At 73.4% G+C, this 17402-nt stretch carries 16 protein-coding genes; 11 read left to right on the top strand and 5 right to left on the bottom strand.

Annotation, left to right across the window (positions count from 1 at the left end):
• Positions 1-102: 102 nt before the first annotated feature.
• Positions 103-1047, top strand: a complete 945-nt coding sequence (locus tag ABZW30_RS11030; protein ID WP_355670763.1) for an ABC transporter ATP-binding protein — start codon at positions 103-105, stop codon at positions 1045-1047.
• The gene (locus ABZW30_RS11025) at positions 1044-1877 is read left to right on the top strand and encodes an ABC transporter permease subunit (protein ID WP_355670762.1); all 834 of its coding nucleotides are present in this window, start codon (positions 1044-1046) and stop codon (positions 1875-1877) included. The genes ABZW30_RS11030 and ABZW30_RS11025 overlap by 4 nt, the downstream gene beginning before the upstream one ends.
• A 32-nt stretch (positions 1878-1909) precedes the next feature.
• On the opposite strand, the gene ABZW30_RS11020 is transcribed toward ABZW30_RS11025, so the two are convergent.
• The gene (locus ABZW30_RS11020) at positions 1910-3400 is read right to left on the bottom strand and encodes a carboxylesterase family protein (protein WP_355670761.1); all 1491 of its coding nucleotides are present in this window, start codon (positions 3398-3400) and stop codon (positions 1910-1912) included.
• Between the two features lie 119 nt (positions 3401-3519).
• Between ABZW30_RS11020 and ABZW30_RS11015 the strand changes: the two genes are divergently transcribed.
• The 5 genes from ABZW30_RS11015 (at position 3520) to ABZW30_RS10995 (ending at position 8446) form a co-directional block, all read left to right on the top strand.
• Positions 3520-4152 (top strand): TetR family transcriptional regulator C-terminal domain-containing protein, encoded by a 633-nt coding sequence (locus ABZW30_RS11015; RefSeq protein WP_355670760.1) that lies wholly within the window; start codon positions 3520-3522, stop codon positions 4150-4152.
• A gap of 37 nt (positions 4153-4189) precedes the next feature.
• Positions 4190-5236, top strand: a complete 1047-nt coding sequence (locus ABZW30_RS11010) for a TIGR03617 family F420-dependent LLM class oxidoreductase (protein WP_355670759.1) — start codon at positions 4190-4192, stop codon at positions 5234-5236.
• A gap of 194 nt (positions 5237-5430) precedes the next feature.
• On the top strand, positions 5431-5805 hold the full coding sequence (locus ABZW30_RS11005; RefSeq protein ID WP_355670758.1) for a hypothetical protein: 375 nt from the start codon (positions 5431-5433) through the stop codon (positions 5803-5805).
• Positions 5802-7607, top strand: a complete 1806-nt coding sequence (locus ABZW30_RS11000) for a GMC family oxidoreductase (protein ID WP_355670757.1) — start codon at positions 5802-5804, stop codon at positions 7605-7607. Before ABZW30_RS11005 ends, ABZW30_RS11000 begins: the two co-directional genes overlap by 4 nt.
• Positions 7604-8446, top strand: a complete 843-nt coding sequence (locus ABZW30_RS10995; protein WP_355670756.1) for a hypothetical protein — start codon at positions 7604-7606, stop codon at positions 8444-8446. Before ABZW30_RS11000 ends, ABZW30_RS10995 begins: the two co-directional genes overlap by 4 nt.
• 249 nt (positions 8447-8695) lie before the next feature.
• Here the strand turns inward: ABZW30_RS10995 and ABZW30_RS10990 are convergent, their stop codons facing one another.
• Positions 8696-9670, bottom strand: coding sequence for an AsnC family transcriptional regulator (locus tag ABZW30_RS10990; RefSeq protein ID WP_355670755.1), 975 nt, complete (start codon positions 9668-9670; stop codon positions 8696-8698).
• Between the two features lie 111 nt (positions 9671-9781).
• Between ABZW30_RS10990 and ABZW30_RS10985 the strand changes: the two genes are divergently transcribed.
• On the top strand, positions 9782-11176 hold the full coding sequence (locus ABZW30_RS10985) for a DHA2 family efflux MFS transporter permease subunit (RefSeq protein WP_355670754.1): 1395 nt from the start codon (positions 9782-9784) through the stop codon (positions 11174-11176).
• Between the two features lie 3 nt (positions 11177-11179).
• Here the strand turns inward: ABZW30_RS10985 and ABZW30_RS10980 are convergent, their stop codons facing one another.
• Together ABZW30_RS10980 and ABZW30_RS10975 are read right to left on the bottom strand one after the other, a co-directional pair.
• On the bottom strand, positions 11180-12055 hold the full coding sequence (locus ABZW30_RS10980) for a class I SAM-dependent methyltransferase (protein WP_355670753.1): 876 nt from the start codon (positions 12053-12055) through the stop codon (positions 11180-11182).
• A 222-nt stretch (positions 12056-12277) separates the two neighbouring features.
• Positions 12278-12805: a PadR family transcriptional regulator gene (locus tag ABZW30_RS10975; RefSeq protein ID WP_355670752.1), complete on the bottom strand. Its 528-nt coding sequence runs from the start codon at positions 12803-12805 to the stop codon at positions 12278-12280.
• Between the two features lie 193 nt (positions 12806-12998).
• On the opposite strand from ABZW30_RS10975, the gene ABZW30_RS10970 reads away from it, so the two are divergent.
• Both ABZW30_RS10970 and ABZW30_RS10965 read left to right on the top strand, forming a co-directional pair.
• Positions 12999-14222, top strand: a complete 1224-nt coding sequence (locus ABZW30_RS10970; protein WP_355670751.1) for an MATE family efflux transporter — start codon at positions 12999-13001, stop codon at positions 14220-14222.
• Positions 14219-14347 carry a hypothetical protein gene (locus tag ABZW30_RS10965; RefSeq protein ID WP_355670750.1) on the top strand — a complete coding sequence of 43 codons (129 nt, stop codon included), beginning with the start codon at positions 14219-14221 and terminating at the stop codon, positions 14345-14347. Before ABZW30_RS10970 ends, ABZW30_RS10965 begins: the two co-directional genes overlap by 4 nt.
• A gap of 14 nt (positions 14348-14361) precedes the next feature.
• Here the strand turns inward: ABZW30_RS10965 and ABZW30_RS10960 are convergent, their stop codons facing one another.
• On the bottom strand, positions 14362-14835 hold the full coding sequence (locus tag ABZW30_RS10960) for a flavodoxin family protein (RefSeq protein WP_355670749.1): 474 nt from the start codon (positions 14833-14835) through the stop codon (positions 14362-14364).
• A gap of 722 nt (positions 14836-15557) precedes the next feature.
• On the opposite strand from ABZW30_RS10960, the gene ABZW30_RS10955 reads away from it, so the two are divergent.
• The gene (locus tag ABZW30_RS10955; protein WP_355670748.1) at positions 15558-17240 is read left to right on the top strand and encodes an IS200/IS605 family accessory protein TnpB-related protein; all 1683 of its coding nucleotides are present in this window, start codon (positions 15558-15560) and stop codon (positions 17238-17240) included.
• Positions 17241-17402 lie beyond the last annotated feature (162 nt).

Here is a 17402-nt window from a genome sequence, read left to right as displayed (position 1 = left end):
GGGGAAGCGGGCACACGTTCCGGCCGCGTCTCTCGACTCGCCCGGGGCAGCCGCGCTTGGATGTCCCACACGCATCCGAGGGGCCGGCCACAGGAGGTGGGCATGCCGGGGAACGCAACCGCACCGGTGATCGAGCTGACCGCGCTCACCAAGCGGTACGGTGCCACGGTCGGCATCGAGGACCTGGACGTGACGGTCGGGGCCGGTGAGGTGTTCGGCCTGCTCGGCCCGAACGGCGCCGGCAAGACCACCACCCTGCGCTGCCTGGTCGGCCTGCTCAGCCCCAGCGACGGCCGGGTGCGGGTGCTCGGCCTGGACCCGGTGGCCGACCACCGGCGGCTCGCCCCCGCGCTCGGCTACCTGCCCGGCGAGCTGCGCCTCTACCCCGAGCTCACCGGGCAGCAGACCCTCGACCTGCTCGCCGCCCTCCAGGGCGCCCCGGTGCCCCGCCAACGCGAGCTGTGCGAACGGCTGAAACTCTCCCCGGCCGACCTCGCCCGCCCGGTGGGGGAGTACTCGCGCGGCATGAAGCAGAAGCTCGGGCTGGTCCAGTCACTCCAGCACCGGCCCGCCGTGGTGGTGCTGGACGAACCCAGCGAGGGGCTGGACCCGCTGGTCCAGGAGACCTTCTTCGAACTGCTCGCCGAGGAGACCGCGGCCGGCCGCACCGTACTGCTCTCCAGCCACGTCCTGCCCGAGGTGCAGCGGACCTGCGGCCGGGTCGCCATCGTCCGCCGGGGCCGGTTGGTGACCGTTCGCTCGGTGGCCGAGCTGCGCCAGGCCCGGGCGCGGCGGGTGCGCCTGGTCTTCGCCGACGGGCAGGGCGCCCGTCCGCTCGGCGCCGCCGAACGCTGGTCGCCGCGCTGGGACGGCCGACGGGTGGAGCTGCTGGTGCCGCCCGACGAGGTGGTCCCGGCCGTACGGAGCCTGCTGGCCGAACTGCCGGTCGCCGACCTGACCGTGGAGGAGGCGGGCCTGGACGAGGCCTTCCTCGACCTCTACCGCTCGACCGACCGGGAGGCCGTCGAAGGGGAGGAGGCGCGATGAGCCCCGGCACCGTCAGCCGCCGCCTCCCCCTGGTCTGGCTCGCCCTGCACCGGCGGCGCCGGATGCTGCTCAGCCTGCTGCTCGGCATGGTGGTCTTCGAGACCCTGATCGTGGTGATCGCCACAACCGTCCCGCCCACCGAGCTGTTCGGCGCCCGCCGTACCCCGCCCGGCGCGTTCAAGGCCTTCAGCGGCTCCAACAGCGATGTCTCCATCGCCAGTTACCCCGGCCTGCTCGGCGCCGGGCTCACCCACCCGTTCTGGATCGCGCTCCAGCTCACCGTGATCGGCGCGCTCGGCGCCGCCGCCGTCGCGGCCGACGTGGAGTCCGGCACCATCGAGCTGCTGATGACCCGTCCGCTCTCCCGCCGCCGACTGCTCGCCGAGCGGGCCGGGGCGCTGATCGCCGCCTCGGTGCTGCTCAACGTCGCTGCCACGCTGACCGTAGCGCTCGGCGTGGCCTTCTCCCCGAAGTTGCGCGACGCCGTTCCGGAGGGCGGGGTGTTCACCGCGGGGCTGCTGGGTTGTGCCTTCGCGTTCTGCCTGACCGGGCCGGTGCTGGCGGTGTCCGCGCTCAGCCGGCGACGGGCGCATGTGATCGGTGCGGCCGTCGCCCTCGGCGCGGTCGGCTTCGCGCTCAACTTCGTCGCCCTGGCCTGGTCCCCGGCCGAACCGCTGCGCTACCTCAGCCCGTTCCACTACTACGCGCCGGGCGACGTGCTCGCGCACGGCGGGGTGCCGTGGGCGGCGCTGGGAGTGCTGCTCGGGGTGGGGCTGCTGGGACTGCTGGCGGCCTTCCGGCTGCTGGAGCGACGGGATCTGGCGATCTGATTCCGCCGCGCCGGCCGCTCTCGCCGTTCTCGTCAGACGAGGTCGAAGGCGGTGGGGGTGTGCCCCGCCCAGATGGCGCGGGAGGACTGCTCGGGGTAGCGGACGGTCTCGGAGCGGGCGTCGAACACCCGGGTGGGCTGCTGCTCCGGCTCGTAGGCGGCCCAGCCGGGGTCGCCGGTGGAGACGAAGCGGATCCAGGCCTGCCGCAGCGCGCAGGAGACCTCGACGGCCTCCGGGCCGGGCGGGTCGCCGAGGAAGTGCCTGCCCATCGGGGTGTCCAGGGTGCCGAAGGCCAGCGGGATGTCCAGCCCGTGGCAGGCGCCGAGCACTCCGCCCATGGCGGGGGCGGGGAAGGCCAGCTCGAAGAGGTAGGAGCTGCCGCCGGCTGCGGCATTGCCCTCGGCCAGGTGGAGCGAGGGCATCCGGAAGAGGGCGTCGGAGCTGACTGCTTCGAGCAGTTCCCCGGCGTCGGCCCCCGGGTGGGCAGTGCGGTAGGCGTCCGGGCCGGCCGGGTGCGGGGCGAACAGGTCCAGGGCGGTGCGGGCCTCCTCGTCGGTGAAGCTGCCGTGCCGTCCGGCGAGGACGCTGAACAGCCGGAACTCGTCGCGGGTGTGGCCGACCAGCAGCTCGGTCCCGGCGGCCCGTCCGGCGGCGAGGGCGGCCCACGGCTCCTCGGTCAGCAGTTCGCCGTCGACCACCGGGGCGGTGGCGATGCCGTTCTGCGCCAGCCGTCCCCAGCGTGCGAGGTGCTTCGGGAGCGCGGTTCCGAGGTCGGTGACCGCGGCGGCCAGACGCCAGGGGTCGATCTCGGCCAGGGCGGTGGCGGTCGGGGCCGTGCCGAGCTGTTCGGCCAGGGCGGCGGTGACTTCGGCGGCCAGCGCGGGGGTGCAGAAGTTGCCCGGGACGCTGTGGGCGACGGCCCGGCGGAACAGGCCGCCGGCCCGGCTCATGGTCAGCAGCGCGGCGACCGATCCGGCACCGGCGGACTGGCCGGCGACGGTCACCCGGTCGGGATCGCCGCCGAACGCGGCGATGTTGCGCTGGACCCACTCCAGGGCCGCGATCTGGTCCAGGAAAGCGCGGTTGCCCGGGGCACCCGCCAGCAGCGCGAAACCCTCCGCGCCCACCCGGTAATTGACGCTCACCACGACCAGCCCGGCTCGGGCCAGCTCGGTGGGGTCGTACACCGGGTCGCCCGAGGTGCCCGAGATGTACCCGCCGCCGTGGATCCAGACCAGCACCGGCAGCCCCGCCGTGCCCGGGTCGGGGGTGCAGACGTTGAGCGTGAGCCAGTCGGTGCCCCGGGCCGATTCGGCGGGCAGCGGGCCGGACTGGGGGACGCAGGGGCCGAACTCATGGGCCTCGCGGACGCCGTCCCAGCGGTCGGGCGGGGCGGGGGCGGCGAAGCGGAGCGGTCCGACCGGCGGTCGGGCGTAGCGGATGCCGCGGAAGACCGGGAGCCCCCGGTCCAGGAAGCCGCGGACGGTTCCCTCGGTGGTGTGGGCGACGGGCTGCGTGAGCATGTGGACACTCCTCCCTCGGAATGCCTCCAGCGTTATAGGTCAATTGTATTATGTCAAACGTATTGGAAAGATGTTCGAGGAGGGCGCTCGGGAAGGCGCCCAAGGAGGAGCAGCAGGCCATGCCCAAGCAGGTGGACCATCAGGAGCGCCGCGAGACCATCGCCCGGGCGCTGTGGCGGGTGGTGGAGAAGCGTGGCGCCACGCACCTGACGCTGCGCGAGGTCGCCCAGGAGGCGGGCATCTCGCTCGGGCAGCTGCAGCACTACTTCGGCTCCCGGGCGGAGCTGCTGGCCTTCGCGATGGACCTGGCCGGGGAGCAGAGCGCGCTGCGGGTCGGCCGGGCGCTCGCCGGGCTCGGCGAGCGCCCGCACCCGCGCCGGGTGCTGCGGGCGATGCTGGTCGAGATGCTGCCGCTGCACGCCGACGCGCGGGCGACCAGCCGGATGAGCGCCGCCTACGTGCTGGAGGCGCTGCACGACGAGCAGGTCCGCGCGCGGGCGCGGGGTGCCCTGCTGCGGGGGCGGGCCATGGTGGAGCAGGTGGTCCGGCAGGCGATCGCCGACGGGCTGATCGCGGCGGACTGCGACCCGGTGGTGGAGACGGACCTGCTGCTCGCGCTCACCGGGTTCACCACGCTGCTGGAGCTGCACGTGGTCGAGCCGGCCGCCGCGCTCACCGCCGTCGACCGGCACCTGGACCGGCTGTTCGCGGTCGGGGTGGCGCGGAGCGGCGTTGACGGCGTGGCACGCTAGCCGGGTAGCACCGCAGCCCGCGACCAGGAGCACCACCATGGACCGACCCGCCCCCCTCCGCCTCGACGCCACCGCCTCCGGGCACCCGGCGGGCATCCTCGACGCCGCCGAGCAGGCCGAACGCCGGGGCATGGACCGGTTGGTGGTCGCCGAGACGGCGTACGACCCGTTCCTCCAGCTGGCCCGGGCCGCCGACCGCACCGAGTCGATCGAACTGGCCACCGGCATCGCGGTGGCCTTCGCCCGTACCCCGATGACGCTGGCCTACCAGGCCTGGGGCCTGCACGCGGCCTCCGGCGGACGGGCCGTCATCGGGCTGGGATCGCAGGTCAAGCCGCACATCGAGAAGCGCTTCGGGATGCCCTGGGACCGTCCGGCCGCCCGGATGCGCGAGTACGTGCAGGCGGTGCGGGCGATCTGGCACAGCTGGCAGACCGGTGAACGGCTGCGCTTCCGGGGCGAGTTCTACACCCACACGGTGATGACGCCGGTGTTCTCGCCGGACCCGATCCCGGCCGGGGTGCCGCGGATCCTGCTCGCGGGCGTCGGGCCGCTGATGACCCGCACCGCCGGGGCGGTGGCCGACGGCTTCCTCAGCCACCCGTTCTCCTCGACCGCCTACCTGTCGGAGCAGGTGCTGCCCGGGCTGACCGAGGAGCGCGAGCGGGCCGAGGCCGACGGCGCCGGGTGGACGCAGCGGCCCTTCGAGGTCGTCGGCAATGTGCTCACCGCCACCGGTCGCACCGAGGAGGAGCTGACCGCCAACCGGGCCGCGGTGCGCGAGCGGCTCGCGTTCTACGCCTCGACCCCCGCCTACCGTCCGGTGCTGGCGCAGCACGGCTGGGAGGTGCTTCAGGAGGAACTGCACACCCACTCGGTGCGCGGGCGCTGGGCGGAGATGGCCGCCCTGATCGACGACGAGGTCTTCGACGCCTTCGCGGTGTCCGGCTCGGTGGAGGACGTCGCGCGGGAGATCCACCGCCGCTACGCGGGCCTGGTCACCCGGCTGTCCGTCAACCTGCCCGAGGACGCGGACCCGGGGCTCGGGCTGGATGTGCTGGCGGCGGTGCGGGCGCTGGGCTGAGCGGAACCGATCTGCCGGCGGTCGCGGTGCACCGCCGATCGGTCAGGACTCGGCCAAGACCGGGCACATCCGGGCAAGCGATTCCCGGCGGAACGGTCGGCAGGCAGGATCGCGCTGAACAGGACACGCACCGTCTCCGGAGCTCCGGTCCTGTCATGACATCGCCACCCGTTGACGATCGTGGGGGTGCCCGCGTGTCCGTGTCCGACGACCGCACCGCCGATGAAGACCCGTACGAATGCGGGGAGTACGTCGAGGTCGACGAACTCGCCGACTTCGAGGAGTTCCTGCGCGTCTGCGCCGAGCTGACCGGCTTCGACGTCCCCGAACTGCGCGCCACCGGCATGGCGCACGAGCACCACCGCACCGTGCTGGCGCACCCCGTCCGCGACGAGCACGCCCTCGTCCACCTCTGGTACGTCGGCACCTGGCCCGGCGAGGCACCCAGCTCCGCCCGCGCCCACGACCAGGGCCTGGTCTGGCGGACCTTCCGCGCCGCCGCGCCCGGCGCCGCCGCCCCCGGCCACGGCAGCTGGGCCGAGGCGCCCCGAGGAGGGGAGGAGCGGTGAGCGCCCACCGGGACGCCGTCGTGGTCGGCGCGGGCTTCGCCGGCAGCCTGGTCGCCCACCGCCTCGGCGCACAGGGCTGGCGGGTCCTCGTCCTGGAAGCCGGACGGACCGCGCCCACCGCCGCCGAGACCGCCACCGCCCACCGTGCGGCCGGCGGCGGCCCGCCCACCTCGCCGTACCCGCACAACCCCGACGCGCCCTCACCCGACGTCACCGACCTCACCGGAGACCCCGACGGCGGCTTCACCGCCACCGGATACCTCCGGCAGTACGGGCCGCTGCCCTACGCCAGCGGCTACCTGCGCGCCAACGGCGGCACCGGACTGCTCTGGACCGGCCTCACCCCGCGCATGCACCCCGAGGACTTCCGCACCGGCGACCTCGGCCACGGCCGCAACTGGCCGATCGGCTACCACGACCTGGAGCCTTACTACCGTGACGCCGAGTGGGAACTCGGCGTCGCCGCCGACGCGGAGGAACAGCGCAGCGCCGTCGGACTGCCCCTCCCGGAGGGCTACGACTTCCCGATGCGGGCCATCCCGGCCAGCCACCTCGACCGGCAGCTCGCCGCAGCCCTCGACGGCCGGACGGTCTGCGACCCAGCCGTGCAGGATCCCGCCCGACTCGCCGTCACCGGCACCCCGCACGCCCGCAACGGCCGGCCCACCGGGCCGGACTCCGGGCCCGGCCCCCTCTGCGCGGGCAGCTCCAGCTGCGTCCCGGTCTGCCCGACCGGCGCCAAGTACACCCCGCTGCGCACCCAGGCCCGCTGGGACACCGGCGTCGAGCTGCGCACCGAGGCGGTGGTCAGCCGGGTCCTCGCCGACCCGGTGACCGGGCGCGTCACCGGTGTCGAGTACCTGGCCGGCGGCACGACCCACCGGGTGACGGCGCACCTCGTGGTGCTCGCCGCGCACGCGATCGAGAACGCCCGGCTGCTGCTCCTGTCCGACCTGGCCAACCGCAGCGACCAGGTCGGCCGGAACCTGATGGACCACCCCGCGCTGCTCACCTGGGGGCTGATGCCCCGCCCGGTCGGCCCGTACCGGGGGCCCGGCTCCACCAGCGGGCTGGAGACCTTCCGCTTCGGCGGGGCCCGTCGGCGCCGGGCGCCGTTCCGGATCGAGATCAGCAACTGGGGCTGGTCCTGGGCCGGCGGTGCCCCCGAGGCCGAGGCCGCCGTGATGCTCGCCACCGGGCTGCGCGGCAAGGAACTGCGCGACCGCCTCGGCGACCGGCTGGGGCGGCAGTTCTCGCTCCAGTTCGAGCTGGAACAGCCCGCCGACCCGGCCAACCGGGTCACCCTCGACCAGGACCGGCGCGACCCGCTCGGCCTGCCCGCCCCGGCGATCCGCTACGACCTCTCCGCCTACGTCCGCGAGGGCATGGCCTCCGCCCGAGCCGTCTCCGACCAGCTCTTCGCCCTGCTGGGCGCCGAGGACCACACCGCCTACCCGGGCGCCCGCTGGCCGGGCCGGCTCGAACACCGGGGCGTCGTCCACGGCTACCGCGGGGCGGGCCACGCCGGGGGCACCCACGTGATGGGCGACTCGCCCGGCAGCTCCGTGGTCGACCAGTGGCAGCGCTGCTGGGACCACCCCAACCTCTACGCCGTCGGCTGCGGTTCGATGCCCTCGCTCGGCACCTCCAACCCCTCGCTCACCATGGCCGCCCTCGCGCTGCGCAGCGCCGAGCGGATGCACCGGGACCTGGTGGAGCTGCACCGGCCGGCGGCCGTGTCCTCCCCGCCCATGCCCGTACCCTTCTCGCCCGCACCCTCATTGCCCCCGGAGCCTCAATGACCGGCCTGCCGCTGCCGCCCGTACCCGAGCCCTACCACCTGCCCTTCCACTACGGCGCGTTGCACAACATCGGCGTCGACTACCTGGTCGAGCCCGAGCGGGCCCGCCAACTGCTCGGCAAGCGCCACCCCGGGCTGGCCGTCGCCGCCTTCGACGGCGGGGCCTGTGTGTCGCTGAACTACCAGCTCTACTTCGCCCAGTACCCGAACGGCGGTGGCATCACCCAGGAGCTGGAGATCAACCTGATCGCCCACCCGGTGTTCGCCGAGGAGCGCATCCCGGTGGTCAACTACGGCCAGTACGCCCGGGGTTACGACCAGACCAAGCTGCTCGGCATCGCCCGGCTGCACGTGCTGTGCGACAACCCGCTCGCCATCGACGCCGGACGCCGGCTGTACGCCGAACCCAAGCGGCCCGGCTGGTTCGAGACCACCATGCCCTCGCTCAACGCGCCCGCCGTGCGCGAGCGGTGGAGCGTCTCCTGCCGCCGAGCCACCCTCGGGGACGAGGGGCTGGACCGCCACGAGGAGGAACTCCTCGCCCTGGAGGTCGACTTGGTCGGCCTCGCCGCCGAGTCGGTCAACAACACCCCGATCACCGGCTACGGCACCGACGACGAGGGCAAGCTGCTCGCCGGACCGCTCAACGTCTACCAGCCGTACCGCTACTACGCCCTGGACGACCGCACCGCCGACCGGGTCCGGCTCGACCTCGGCAACCCCGCGGAGGAGTGCGCCCGCGACCTGGCCCTGCTGATCGCCGACGCTCCGGCCGCCGGGGTCTGGACCTACCAGTCCCCGCCGATCGCCGCCCACAACCGCGCGTACTACATCCGGTGACGGCCGGCCCTGCCGTTTCGTCCGCCCGGTGCCTCGACCAACCTCCGGCGGAGGATCGCCCGGGAGCTGGCGGCGCGCCCGGACCGGTGAGCGAGGCCGACGGCTGCCGTGAGGTCGGGGCGAGGGCGTGGGACCAGCGCCCGGGCCTTGATGGTCCGTGGGCGAATCCTTAAAGAGGGATTCACTCGTCGGAGTGAAGCTGAATTCGAAAACATGTCAGACGCATGAAAGGTGCTGCAGAGGTCCCGCTCAGCGCTCCAGTGGAAGCAGGGCCCCGGCCCGCTTCACCGTGCGGATGACCGGGGCCGTCTCGATGCCCTGGATCGCGTCCAGCGCGGCGACCGGGCCGGTCAGGTAGCGCGCCAGGTCCAGCGAGTCCCGGCAGTTGACGGCTGCGAGCAGGTTGGTCGGACCGGTGGTGTGGGCCACCAGCGACACCTCCGGGTGGTCGGCCATCGCGGCGGCCACCGAGCTGAGCCGGGAGGGCCGCACCGACATCCACAGCCGGGCCTCGGCCCGGAAGCCGAGCGCGGCCGGCGGGATGTCGACCAGGAAGACCAGCGCACCGGCGCGGCGCAGCAGGGCGAGCCGACGGCGCACGGTCGACTCCGACCAGCCGGTGGCGGAGGCGAGTTCGGTGTGGCTCGCCCGTCCGTCCCGGGCGAGCAGGCCGAAGAGCGCGCGGTCACCGGAGTTCAGTGGGACCTCGGCGACGTCGACCGGCGGCGGGGCGAGCAGTGCGGCCTGATCGGGCGTGAGGCGGGCCGGACCGGCCCAGCTGTTCGGCAGGGCGTGGCTGCCGAGCAGCAGGTGGGCCGAGACGGAGGTGACCCGGCCGGTGCGGGGGAGCTTGTGCAGCAGCAGCGCCTCGCCGTCGTCGCCGGTGCGGGTCTGGACGCTGCAGGAGATCTCGGTGCCGCCGGAGAGCAGGTGGACGTAGGAGGTGTCCGGGCGGGCGGCGAGCGCCCTGGCGATGGCGGCCGCCGAGTCCGGCGTGCACCGCAGTCGGATGGTCCAGGCCTGGTGGCCGAGCAGGGCGCCGTTGAACGTGCCCACCACCCGGAGCAGCCCGGCACCGCGCAGACGCCGGTAGCGGCGGGCGACGGTGCTCTCCGAGACGCCGAGGGCCTCACCGATCAGACGCAGCGGAGCGCGGCCGTCGATCTGCAGGGCGTGCACCAGGCCGCAGTCGATCGCGTCAAGGCTGATGATATCCGTCTTCATGGGCTGCCAGTGTGCCAGTATCCGCCGCCGCTGGGTGCGTGGCTGGTGGCGGCCGGGCCGGGTCGGGAACGGTGTGGGGCGTCCACGACGAAGCTCCACGGAGGAAGTCTCATGCGCACCTGGTGGCCCCTGACGGCCGTCTGCCTCGGCACGTTCCTGTTCCTGCTCGACACCACCGTGCTGTCCGTCGCCCTGCCCGACATCGGGACGGCACTGTCGGCCCCGCTGTCGGAACTGCAGTGGGTGGTCGACGGCTACACGCTGGTGCTGGCCGTCCTGATGCTCACCATGGGCGCCCTGGCGGACCGCCTCGGGGCGCGCGCGGTGTACGCCGCCGGGCTGGCGGTGTTCGGCTGCGCCTCGCTGGCCTGCGGGTCGGCGCCGACCGTCGGGGTGCTGGTGGCCGCCCGCGCGGTGCAGGGCGTGGGCGGCGCGGCGATGGCCGTCACCGCCTTCGCGTTGATCGGCTCGGTCTACCGGGGGCCGGACCTGGGGCGGGCGATGGGGGTCTTCGGCGCGGTGACCGGGCTGGCGGCGGCCCTCGGGCCGATGCTCGGCGGCGTCGTCACCCAGTACCTCGGCTGGCGGGCGGTGTTTCTCCTCAACCTGCCGCTGGTCGCCCTCACGGTGGTGCTCGCGCTGCGGGTCCTGCCCGCCGGTCCGCGAGGCACGGGCGGCGCCCGCGTCGACCTCCCCGGCATGGTCGCCTTCGCCCTGGCCGCGGGCTCGCTGACCTACGCGCTGTCCCTGGCCGGGGAGCGGCGCTGGAGCTCGCCGACCGTGCTGGCCCTGCTGGCCGTCGCCGGGATCGCCCTGGCCGCCTTCGTCCGGATCGAACTGCGCAGCGCGGCGCCGCTGTTGGACCTGCGGCTGTTCGCCCGGCCGTTCTTCTCGGCCGCGATGGCGTGCGTGCTCGCCTCCACGGCCGCCTTCGCGGCGCTGGTCTATACCTCGGTGTGGCTGCAGACGGGGCTCGGCCTCGGGCCGGTACGGGCCGGGCTCGCGTTGATGCCGCTCGCGCTGGCCTCGTTCGCCACCTCGCTGGTCAGCGGGCGCCGCCTGCACGGCAGGTCGCCGCGGGTCGTGCTCGGTACCGGGCTGCTGCTGAGCGGGCTCGGGTGCGCGGCGCAGGCGGGTCTGGACGCGCACTCCTCGGCCTGGTCGCCGGCGTTCGGACTGGTGCTGACCGGCGTCGGCGTGGGCCTGATGGGCCCGGCCATGGGCGCCGCCGTGTTCGCGGCGCTGCCCCCGGAGCGGGCGGGCATGGCCGCCGGAGCCATGACCACCTTCCGCCAGCTGGGGCAGACCCTCGGGGTCGCGGCCTTCGGGGTGCTGTTCCAGCAGGGCGGCGCCGCGCCCTTCGAGGGACTGAACCGGGTGTTGCTCGCGGCCGCCGCGGTCGGGCTGCTCGGCTCGGTGCTCGCCTACGTCCTCGTGCCCGAGTCGAATGTGCCCGAGTCGAACGTGCCCGAGCCCACCGCAGCCGAGCCCGGGCCCGCCCGCTGAGCCTCAGGCGTTCGGCGTCGTCCGGACGGCGCGGCGCTCGCGCAGCGTCCGCAGCACCCGGCGGGTCGCCCGGGTGGCGACCGGGGGCAGCAGGTCCAGCGCCAGCCGGCGCGGGGTGGAGCGCTGGACGGACGCGGGCGTCTTGACCTGGTAGTTGAGCCGCAGCACGCGCTGTCCGGCGATGGTGTCCTCGTCCACGGTGTAACCCTCGGCCTGCCAGTCGCGCTCCAGCAGGACCTGCCGGGCGGCCGCGGCGTCGCCCCAGGTGCCGTAGAACTTCATCGGGGTGAGCAGCACCGGGCGCAGGCCGCCGGTGAAGACCGCCTCCCAGACCGCCGCCGAGACGCCCGGGGTGTGCTCGGAACGGTAGTCGTCCAGCGCGACCAGGCCGTCCTCGGCGAGCGCGGCCTTGGCCACCGCGATGTCCCCGGCGACGTGCTCGTACAGGTGGGAGGCGTCGACGTGGACGAACCGGCAGCTGCCGGCCGGGATCCGGCCGTCGGCCAGCACCGAGGTGGGTGCCTGGACGATCTCGGGCAACTCGGCGTGGAAGGCCAGGTAGTTGGATTCGAAGGCGCTGCGGGTGAGCGTCTTCCGGTAGGACATCGCCATCTCGGCGGCATTGTCGGCGTCGCCCGCCTCGGAGTCGAACAGGTCGCAGACGGTCAGCCGCTCGCCGGTCCGCAGGTGGTCGCCGAGCAGTACGGCGCTGCGGCCGAGGTAGCTGCCGAGCTCCAGGATGTCGCCCTTGACCCCGGCCTCGCTCTGGTGGGAGAGCAGGTGCGCGAAGGCGGCGCGGTCCAGACCGAAGAACCAACCGGGGATGTCGTCCAGCTTCAGCGGGACGGGGCGGGCGGCTGCGGTCACTTCACTGGGCACGGCTGCCTCCAGGAGACGGGCGGAGCGCGGTGGTGGATCACGCCGCGGAGGGGCGCCGAGGTCGTGAGACGGATCATCATAGCGACGCGGGGGTCGGGTGGGGCCAGGTATGGAAAGGCCCAATTCCGCTCCGTCGTCCTGCTGTTCGGCCGGGTCGCGCCGACTGGGCCAGGGCCTGTTGAAGATCTGCAAGGCAGGCCCTGACCTCACCGGGCCGAACACCTAACGCTCCAGGTCGGCGATGGTCCCGGTCAGCCAGGCCCGCTCGGCGGCGCCGGAGGCCCGGGCGACCAACAGCATGCCACGCCGGAACGGGTTCGGCTCGCGCTCGGCGGTGACCGGCTCGCCGTCCCGGTCGTAGAAGAAGCTGCTCGGCGCCTCCAGGAAGGCCAGGCGCCGGCGCAGGACGGCGGCCTGGCGGGGCGGGTCGGCCAGGTGGTGCAGGAAGGCGGCGAGCGCGAAGAAGCGCACCTGGTCGGTGATCTCGGTCTGCTCCGGATCGGCCAGTCGGCGCAGCAGCTCGGCCCGGCCCTCCCCGGTCAGCTCCAGGGTCTGGCGCGGCGCCGCCCCGCTGCCGGGCTCGGTGCGGCGGTCGAGCAGCCCGGCCTTCTCCAGCCGGGTGATGGCGGGGTAGAGCGCGCCGTCGCTGACCGGCCGGACGTGGCCGGTCAGGCCGGTGATCCGGGACTTGAGCTCGTAGCCGTGCAGCGGCTGGTCGTACAGGAAGCCGAGGATCGCGAGGGTCAGCACGGTTGAGGCCCTTTCGTCGGAGTGCGCCCCGTGGAGCGGTCATGCTACCTCTTGCCGAGATATATCGATTCGATGTATCTCTGTTTCGGCATAGCTCGAATCGATGCAATGAGCGTCGTCGATGTCGTCGATGTCGTCGATGGGGTTGATGGGGTCGCCTCGCATCGGCGTGGGCGACGGAACAGGGGGAACCATGCACGGGCAACCGTCCCAACCGTCCCAACCGGCCGCACTGGCCGCACTGGCCGGACCGGTCTACGTCGAACTGCTGTCCGGAGTGATCGCCTCGGTGATCGGCACCCTCTGGGTGGCCGGCCTGGGCGGCACCGCCGTCGCCGCCGTCACCCTGGCCGGCACCGTCGAGAACCTGCTGCTCGGGCTCGTCCTGGTGGTCTCCTCCGGCACCAGCGTCCGGCTCTCCCATGCCCTCGGCGCCGGCGACCACGACGAGGCCGCCCGCACCACCCGTGCCGCCTGGCGCCTCTGCGCCGTCGGCAGCCTCGCCCTCGGCGTGCCCGGCTTCCTGCTGCGCGACCGGCTCGCCGCCGCCTTCCTGGACGGTGAGGCCGCCGCCCGGGCCGGCGAGTACCTCACCGTCGCCTTCCCGGCCTTCGCCCTCTTCTTCGCCCAACGCGTCGCCGACGAACTCTTCAAGGGTGCCGGCGACACCCGCACCCCGATGCGGATCGCCCTGCTCTCCAACGCCCTGCTGCTGGTGCTCGACCCGCTCTTCATCCTCGGCCCCGGCCCGCTGCCCGCCCTCGGCGTCACCGGCGCGGCCCTGGCGCTGGCGGCCTCCCGGGCGGTGGCCTTCGCCGTCACGCTGCGCCTGCGCCTGCGCCTGCGGCCGCGCACCGGTGGGGCGGCTCGGGGTGTCGGCTCGGCGGCGCTCCGGATCGTCCGCGCGGGCGCGCCCTTCGGCCTGGACTTCTCCGCCCGGATGGCGGTCGGTACGGCCCAACTCGGCCTGGTGGCGGGCTTCGGCGTGGCGGCGGTGGCCGGGTACGGGATCGGCTACCGGCTGCTCCTGGTCGTCACCATGGCCTTCTACGCCGTGCGCCAGGCCGCCGCGCTCCGCGCCGCGCGCCTCGCGGGCGCCGGTGCCCGCGCCGCCCTGGGCGCGCTCCGGCGTGCCACCGTCCGCTTCGCCGCGCTGCTCGGCGCGGGGGCGGCGGCGCTGTCCGCCGCCCTGGCCGCTCCGCTGACCGCGCTCTTCACCGACGACCCGCGGTGGCCGCCCAGTCCGTCGGCTTCCTGCGCATGGCGGCGCTCTACCTGCTGCCGTACGCCCTGGTGGTCGCCCTCGGCGGCGTCCACCAGGCGGCCGGCGCCGGGCGGCCGCTGGTGCTCTCGGTACTGCTCGGCCTCGGCGCCCAACTCGCCTCGTCGGCCGGACTGTCGGGACCGCTCGGGGTGAACGGCGTGTGGCTGGGCCAGGCGGTCGGCGCGGTGACGCAGCTCGCCCTGATGCTGGTCCTCACCCGCCGTCGGCCCGCGCCGACGACGGTGCGTCGGGCGCGGGCCCTCCAACCCGTCGAGTGACCGGCCCGGCCAGGTCAGGACGCCGTGCCGGGCCGGGGCCGCAGTCGTTCGGCGAACACCCGGGCCGCCGCCAGATCGCCGGCGTCCGGCCGGTGCCGGTTGATCCCGCCGACGAGCCTGAACGGGAGCCAGGTGTCGTACCCGCGCGCCGTGAAGGTGTCGACCACCTCGAAGCCCTTCGGTTCGAGGAGTCGCACCAAGGGGCGGGTGAAGGGCCGGAACCGGGGGTCGGGCAGTCCGCTGGTGGCGAAGACGAACGCCTGACGGGGTGCCGCCGGCGGGATCGAGCGGACGAAGCTGCGCAGTCGCGGGTGGAACGCCCCGGTGAAGATCCCGGAGCCGAAGCCCACCAGGTCGTAGGCGGCGAGTTCGGCCGGATCCAGCTGTTCGGGTTCGACCACCGGGGCGGCCAGGGCCTGGCCCATGACCTCGGCGATCCTCCTGGTGTTGCCGTGGGACACCGAGACGCACACGATGACGGCCTTCATGGCGATGCTCCCTTCGCTCCGCGCTCGCGGTGGTGCGGAACGGCCGCACCCGTCAGGTGGACAGGGCGGAGCGGGGGAACGTGACATCGGCGGGGTTAAGCGCGGGAAACCGGGCGGTCAGCGCAGGGTGGGGGTCCGCCCGAGCGGCTCGTGCAGGCCGGCCCGGAACGCTCCGTCACACCAGACTCAGTCCCTCACCCACGCCCCATCCGACCGATCCCGTTCTCTTCGTGCACACGGTCCTCAACCGCCAGCGGAGTCACTCGGTTATTCCTGCGAAAATCTGGTAGGCGACCGTGCGGATTCGACTGTTACGGTTTCGGCCAAAGAAGCCGCATCCGTCATCAGGTGCTACGGCCGGGTAATGGAGGCGCACCTGCGATTTTGTGGTTCCGCTTTCTCGGAGGGTTGCTTTCCGTTCAATCGCCGGGGGTTGCGAGAGGGTGACGCGCCGTGAAGACTGTTCCGCGTTCGCCGTCCGGCCGTTCGGTTCGTTACGGATTCGCGCCGTCCAGCGCAGCCGTCGCGGCAGGTCCGCACGGTGGTCGTAGAGGGGGATTGTCATGCCGGTTAGCGCGACCGGGCGGGTTTCGGGGTTCTTGTCGGGGCCCGCTCACGGAGTTGTGAACTGCTGGTGATTGAGGTCGTTTTGGTGCTCATAGGTGTCCATGGATTTGTTTTCGATCACGGCTTGTTGGATCGATGTGACGACTGTCAGTGGTATGCGTGAGGGTGGTGGCACTGACGGGGAGGGGGATGGCGTGACTGGGTCGAAGAGGAAGCTCCGGAGGATCGACGTGCCGTTCGTTTCTCTGGGCCCGTCGGGTGTGACGGTCCGTGACCGTCTCAAGGGCCTCACGCCTGAGGACGAGAAGGTGCTGCGGCTGGTCGGCGGGCATCTGGGGGCTCTGGCGTCGAAGGATCTGAAGGTGCGCTGCGCGGATGGCCTGGAGCACAGTAGGGAGACGTGGGCCGCGCGCAAACGTGACCTGACGGTGGAGTCGTCGTCGCGCTGGGCCGGGGGCGTCACCAGGGCCACGCACGACCAGTGGGCGCTGGCCCGGCGCGGGCAGGCCGCGCACCTGGACTTCCTGGACGCCGGGATCAAGACGATCGCTCACCGGCTGTCGCTGCCGGTCGGGGAGAAGGGCACCAAGCGCGCACCTGGTGGCTACCGTTCCACGCATGAATGGTTCCAGAAGACCAGACGCCTGGCGATCCTTACGCAGCGCCGTGCGGCGGTGGCGGCGGACCACGAGGCAGGTCGCGTGCACGTGGTGCGCGGCGGGCGGAAGCTGCTGAACACCCGGCACCACCTGGCCGCCGCCGGTCTCACCGAAGCCGGCTGGCGGGCGCGGTGGGAGAGCGCGCGGTGGTTCCTCGCCGCTGACGGCGAGTCGGGAAAGCGGTTCGGCAACGAGACGATCCGTGTCACCCCGGACGGCGAAGTGTCGATCAAGCTGCCCGCCCCGCTCGCCGAGCATGCCAACGCCACCAGCGGCCGGTACGTCCTGGCCGCGAAGGTAGCGTTCGCGCACCGGCGCACCGAGTGGGCCGACCGGATCGAGGGCCATCGGGCGGTGGCGTACCGGATCCACCTGGACGTGCAGCGGGGGCGGTGGTATCTGGACGCCTCCTGGACCCGGCCCGTGGCGCGGACGATGCCGCTGGAGGCGGCCCGCGAGGGCGGGATGGTCGGGGTGGACACCAACGCCGACCACTTCGCGGCCTGGCACCTCGATGCGCACGGCAACCCGGTCGGCGAGCCCCGCAGGTTTCCCTACGACCTGACCGGCACCGCAAGCCACCGCGACGCGCAGGTCCGCCACGCCATCACCCGACTGCTGCACTGGGCGAAGCGCTGCGGGGTGAGGGCGATCGGCCTGGAGAACCTGGACTTCACCGCCGAGACCACCCGCGAGAAACACGGCCGCCGCAAGCGGTTCCGACAGCTCATCTCCGGCATCCCCACCGGCAAACTCCGCGCCCGGCTCATCTCCATGGCCGCCGAGACGGGCCTGGTCATCGTCGCCGTGGACCCCGCCTACACCTCCCAATGGGGCGCGCAGCACTGGCAGAAACCACTCGCAACGCCCACCCGCATGACCACCCGACACGATGCCGCGAGCATCGCGATCGGGCGACGCGCCCTCGGACACCCGATCCGGCGACGGACGGCACCGCCCCACGACGACCGGAGCGATCGGCGTGGGCATCGGACCGTCCAGGCCTCATCGGGTATCCGGGGGCGTGAGGAAACCCGCCGCCCAGCCACGGACCGTGCACACGATGCGCGCAGCCGGACGGGGACAACGAGAACGCGGGCGACCAGTCGGGCATCCACCACCGTTCGGGATGCACGCAGTGATCAGACCTGGGTCCAAGACTCACTCCTGATCACTTAATTGGAACGGTAAGCGCATTCGGCCGTTCGTCGTTCCCGCAGTAGCGCGGATTGCGGGGCGCATTCGTGTTGTCCGGCCGAGGTGTGCGTCGTGGCGGGTCGGAACGGGTCCCCGCCTGAGGGGTGCTGCGCCGCGTCGCGACCCGCCCGGGCATTCCCGTTG

It is taken from the genome of Kitasatospora sp. NPDC004669, assembly GCF_040609455.1.
GTDB lineage: Bacteria > Actinomycetota > Actinomycetes > Streptomycetales > Streptomycetaceae > Kitasatospora.
The sequence above is the reverse complement of the archived record's forward strand: the minus strand, read 5'-3'. Positions and strand labels throughout refer to the sequence as shown.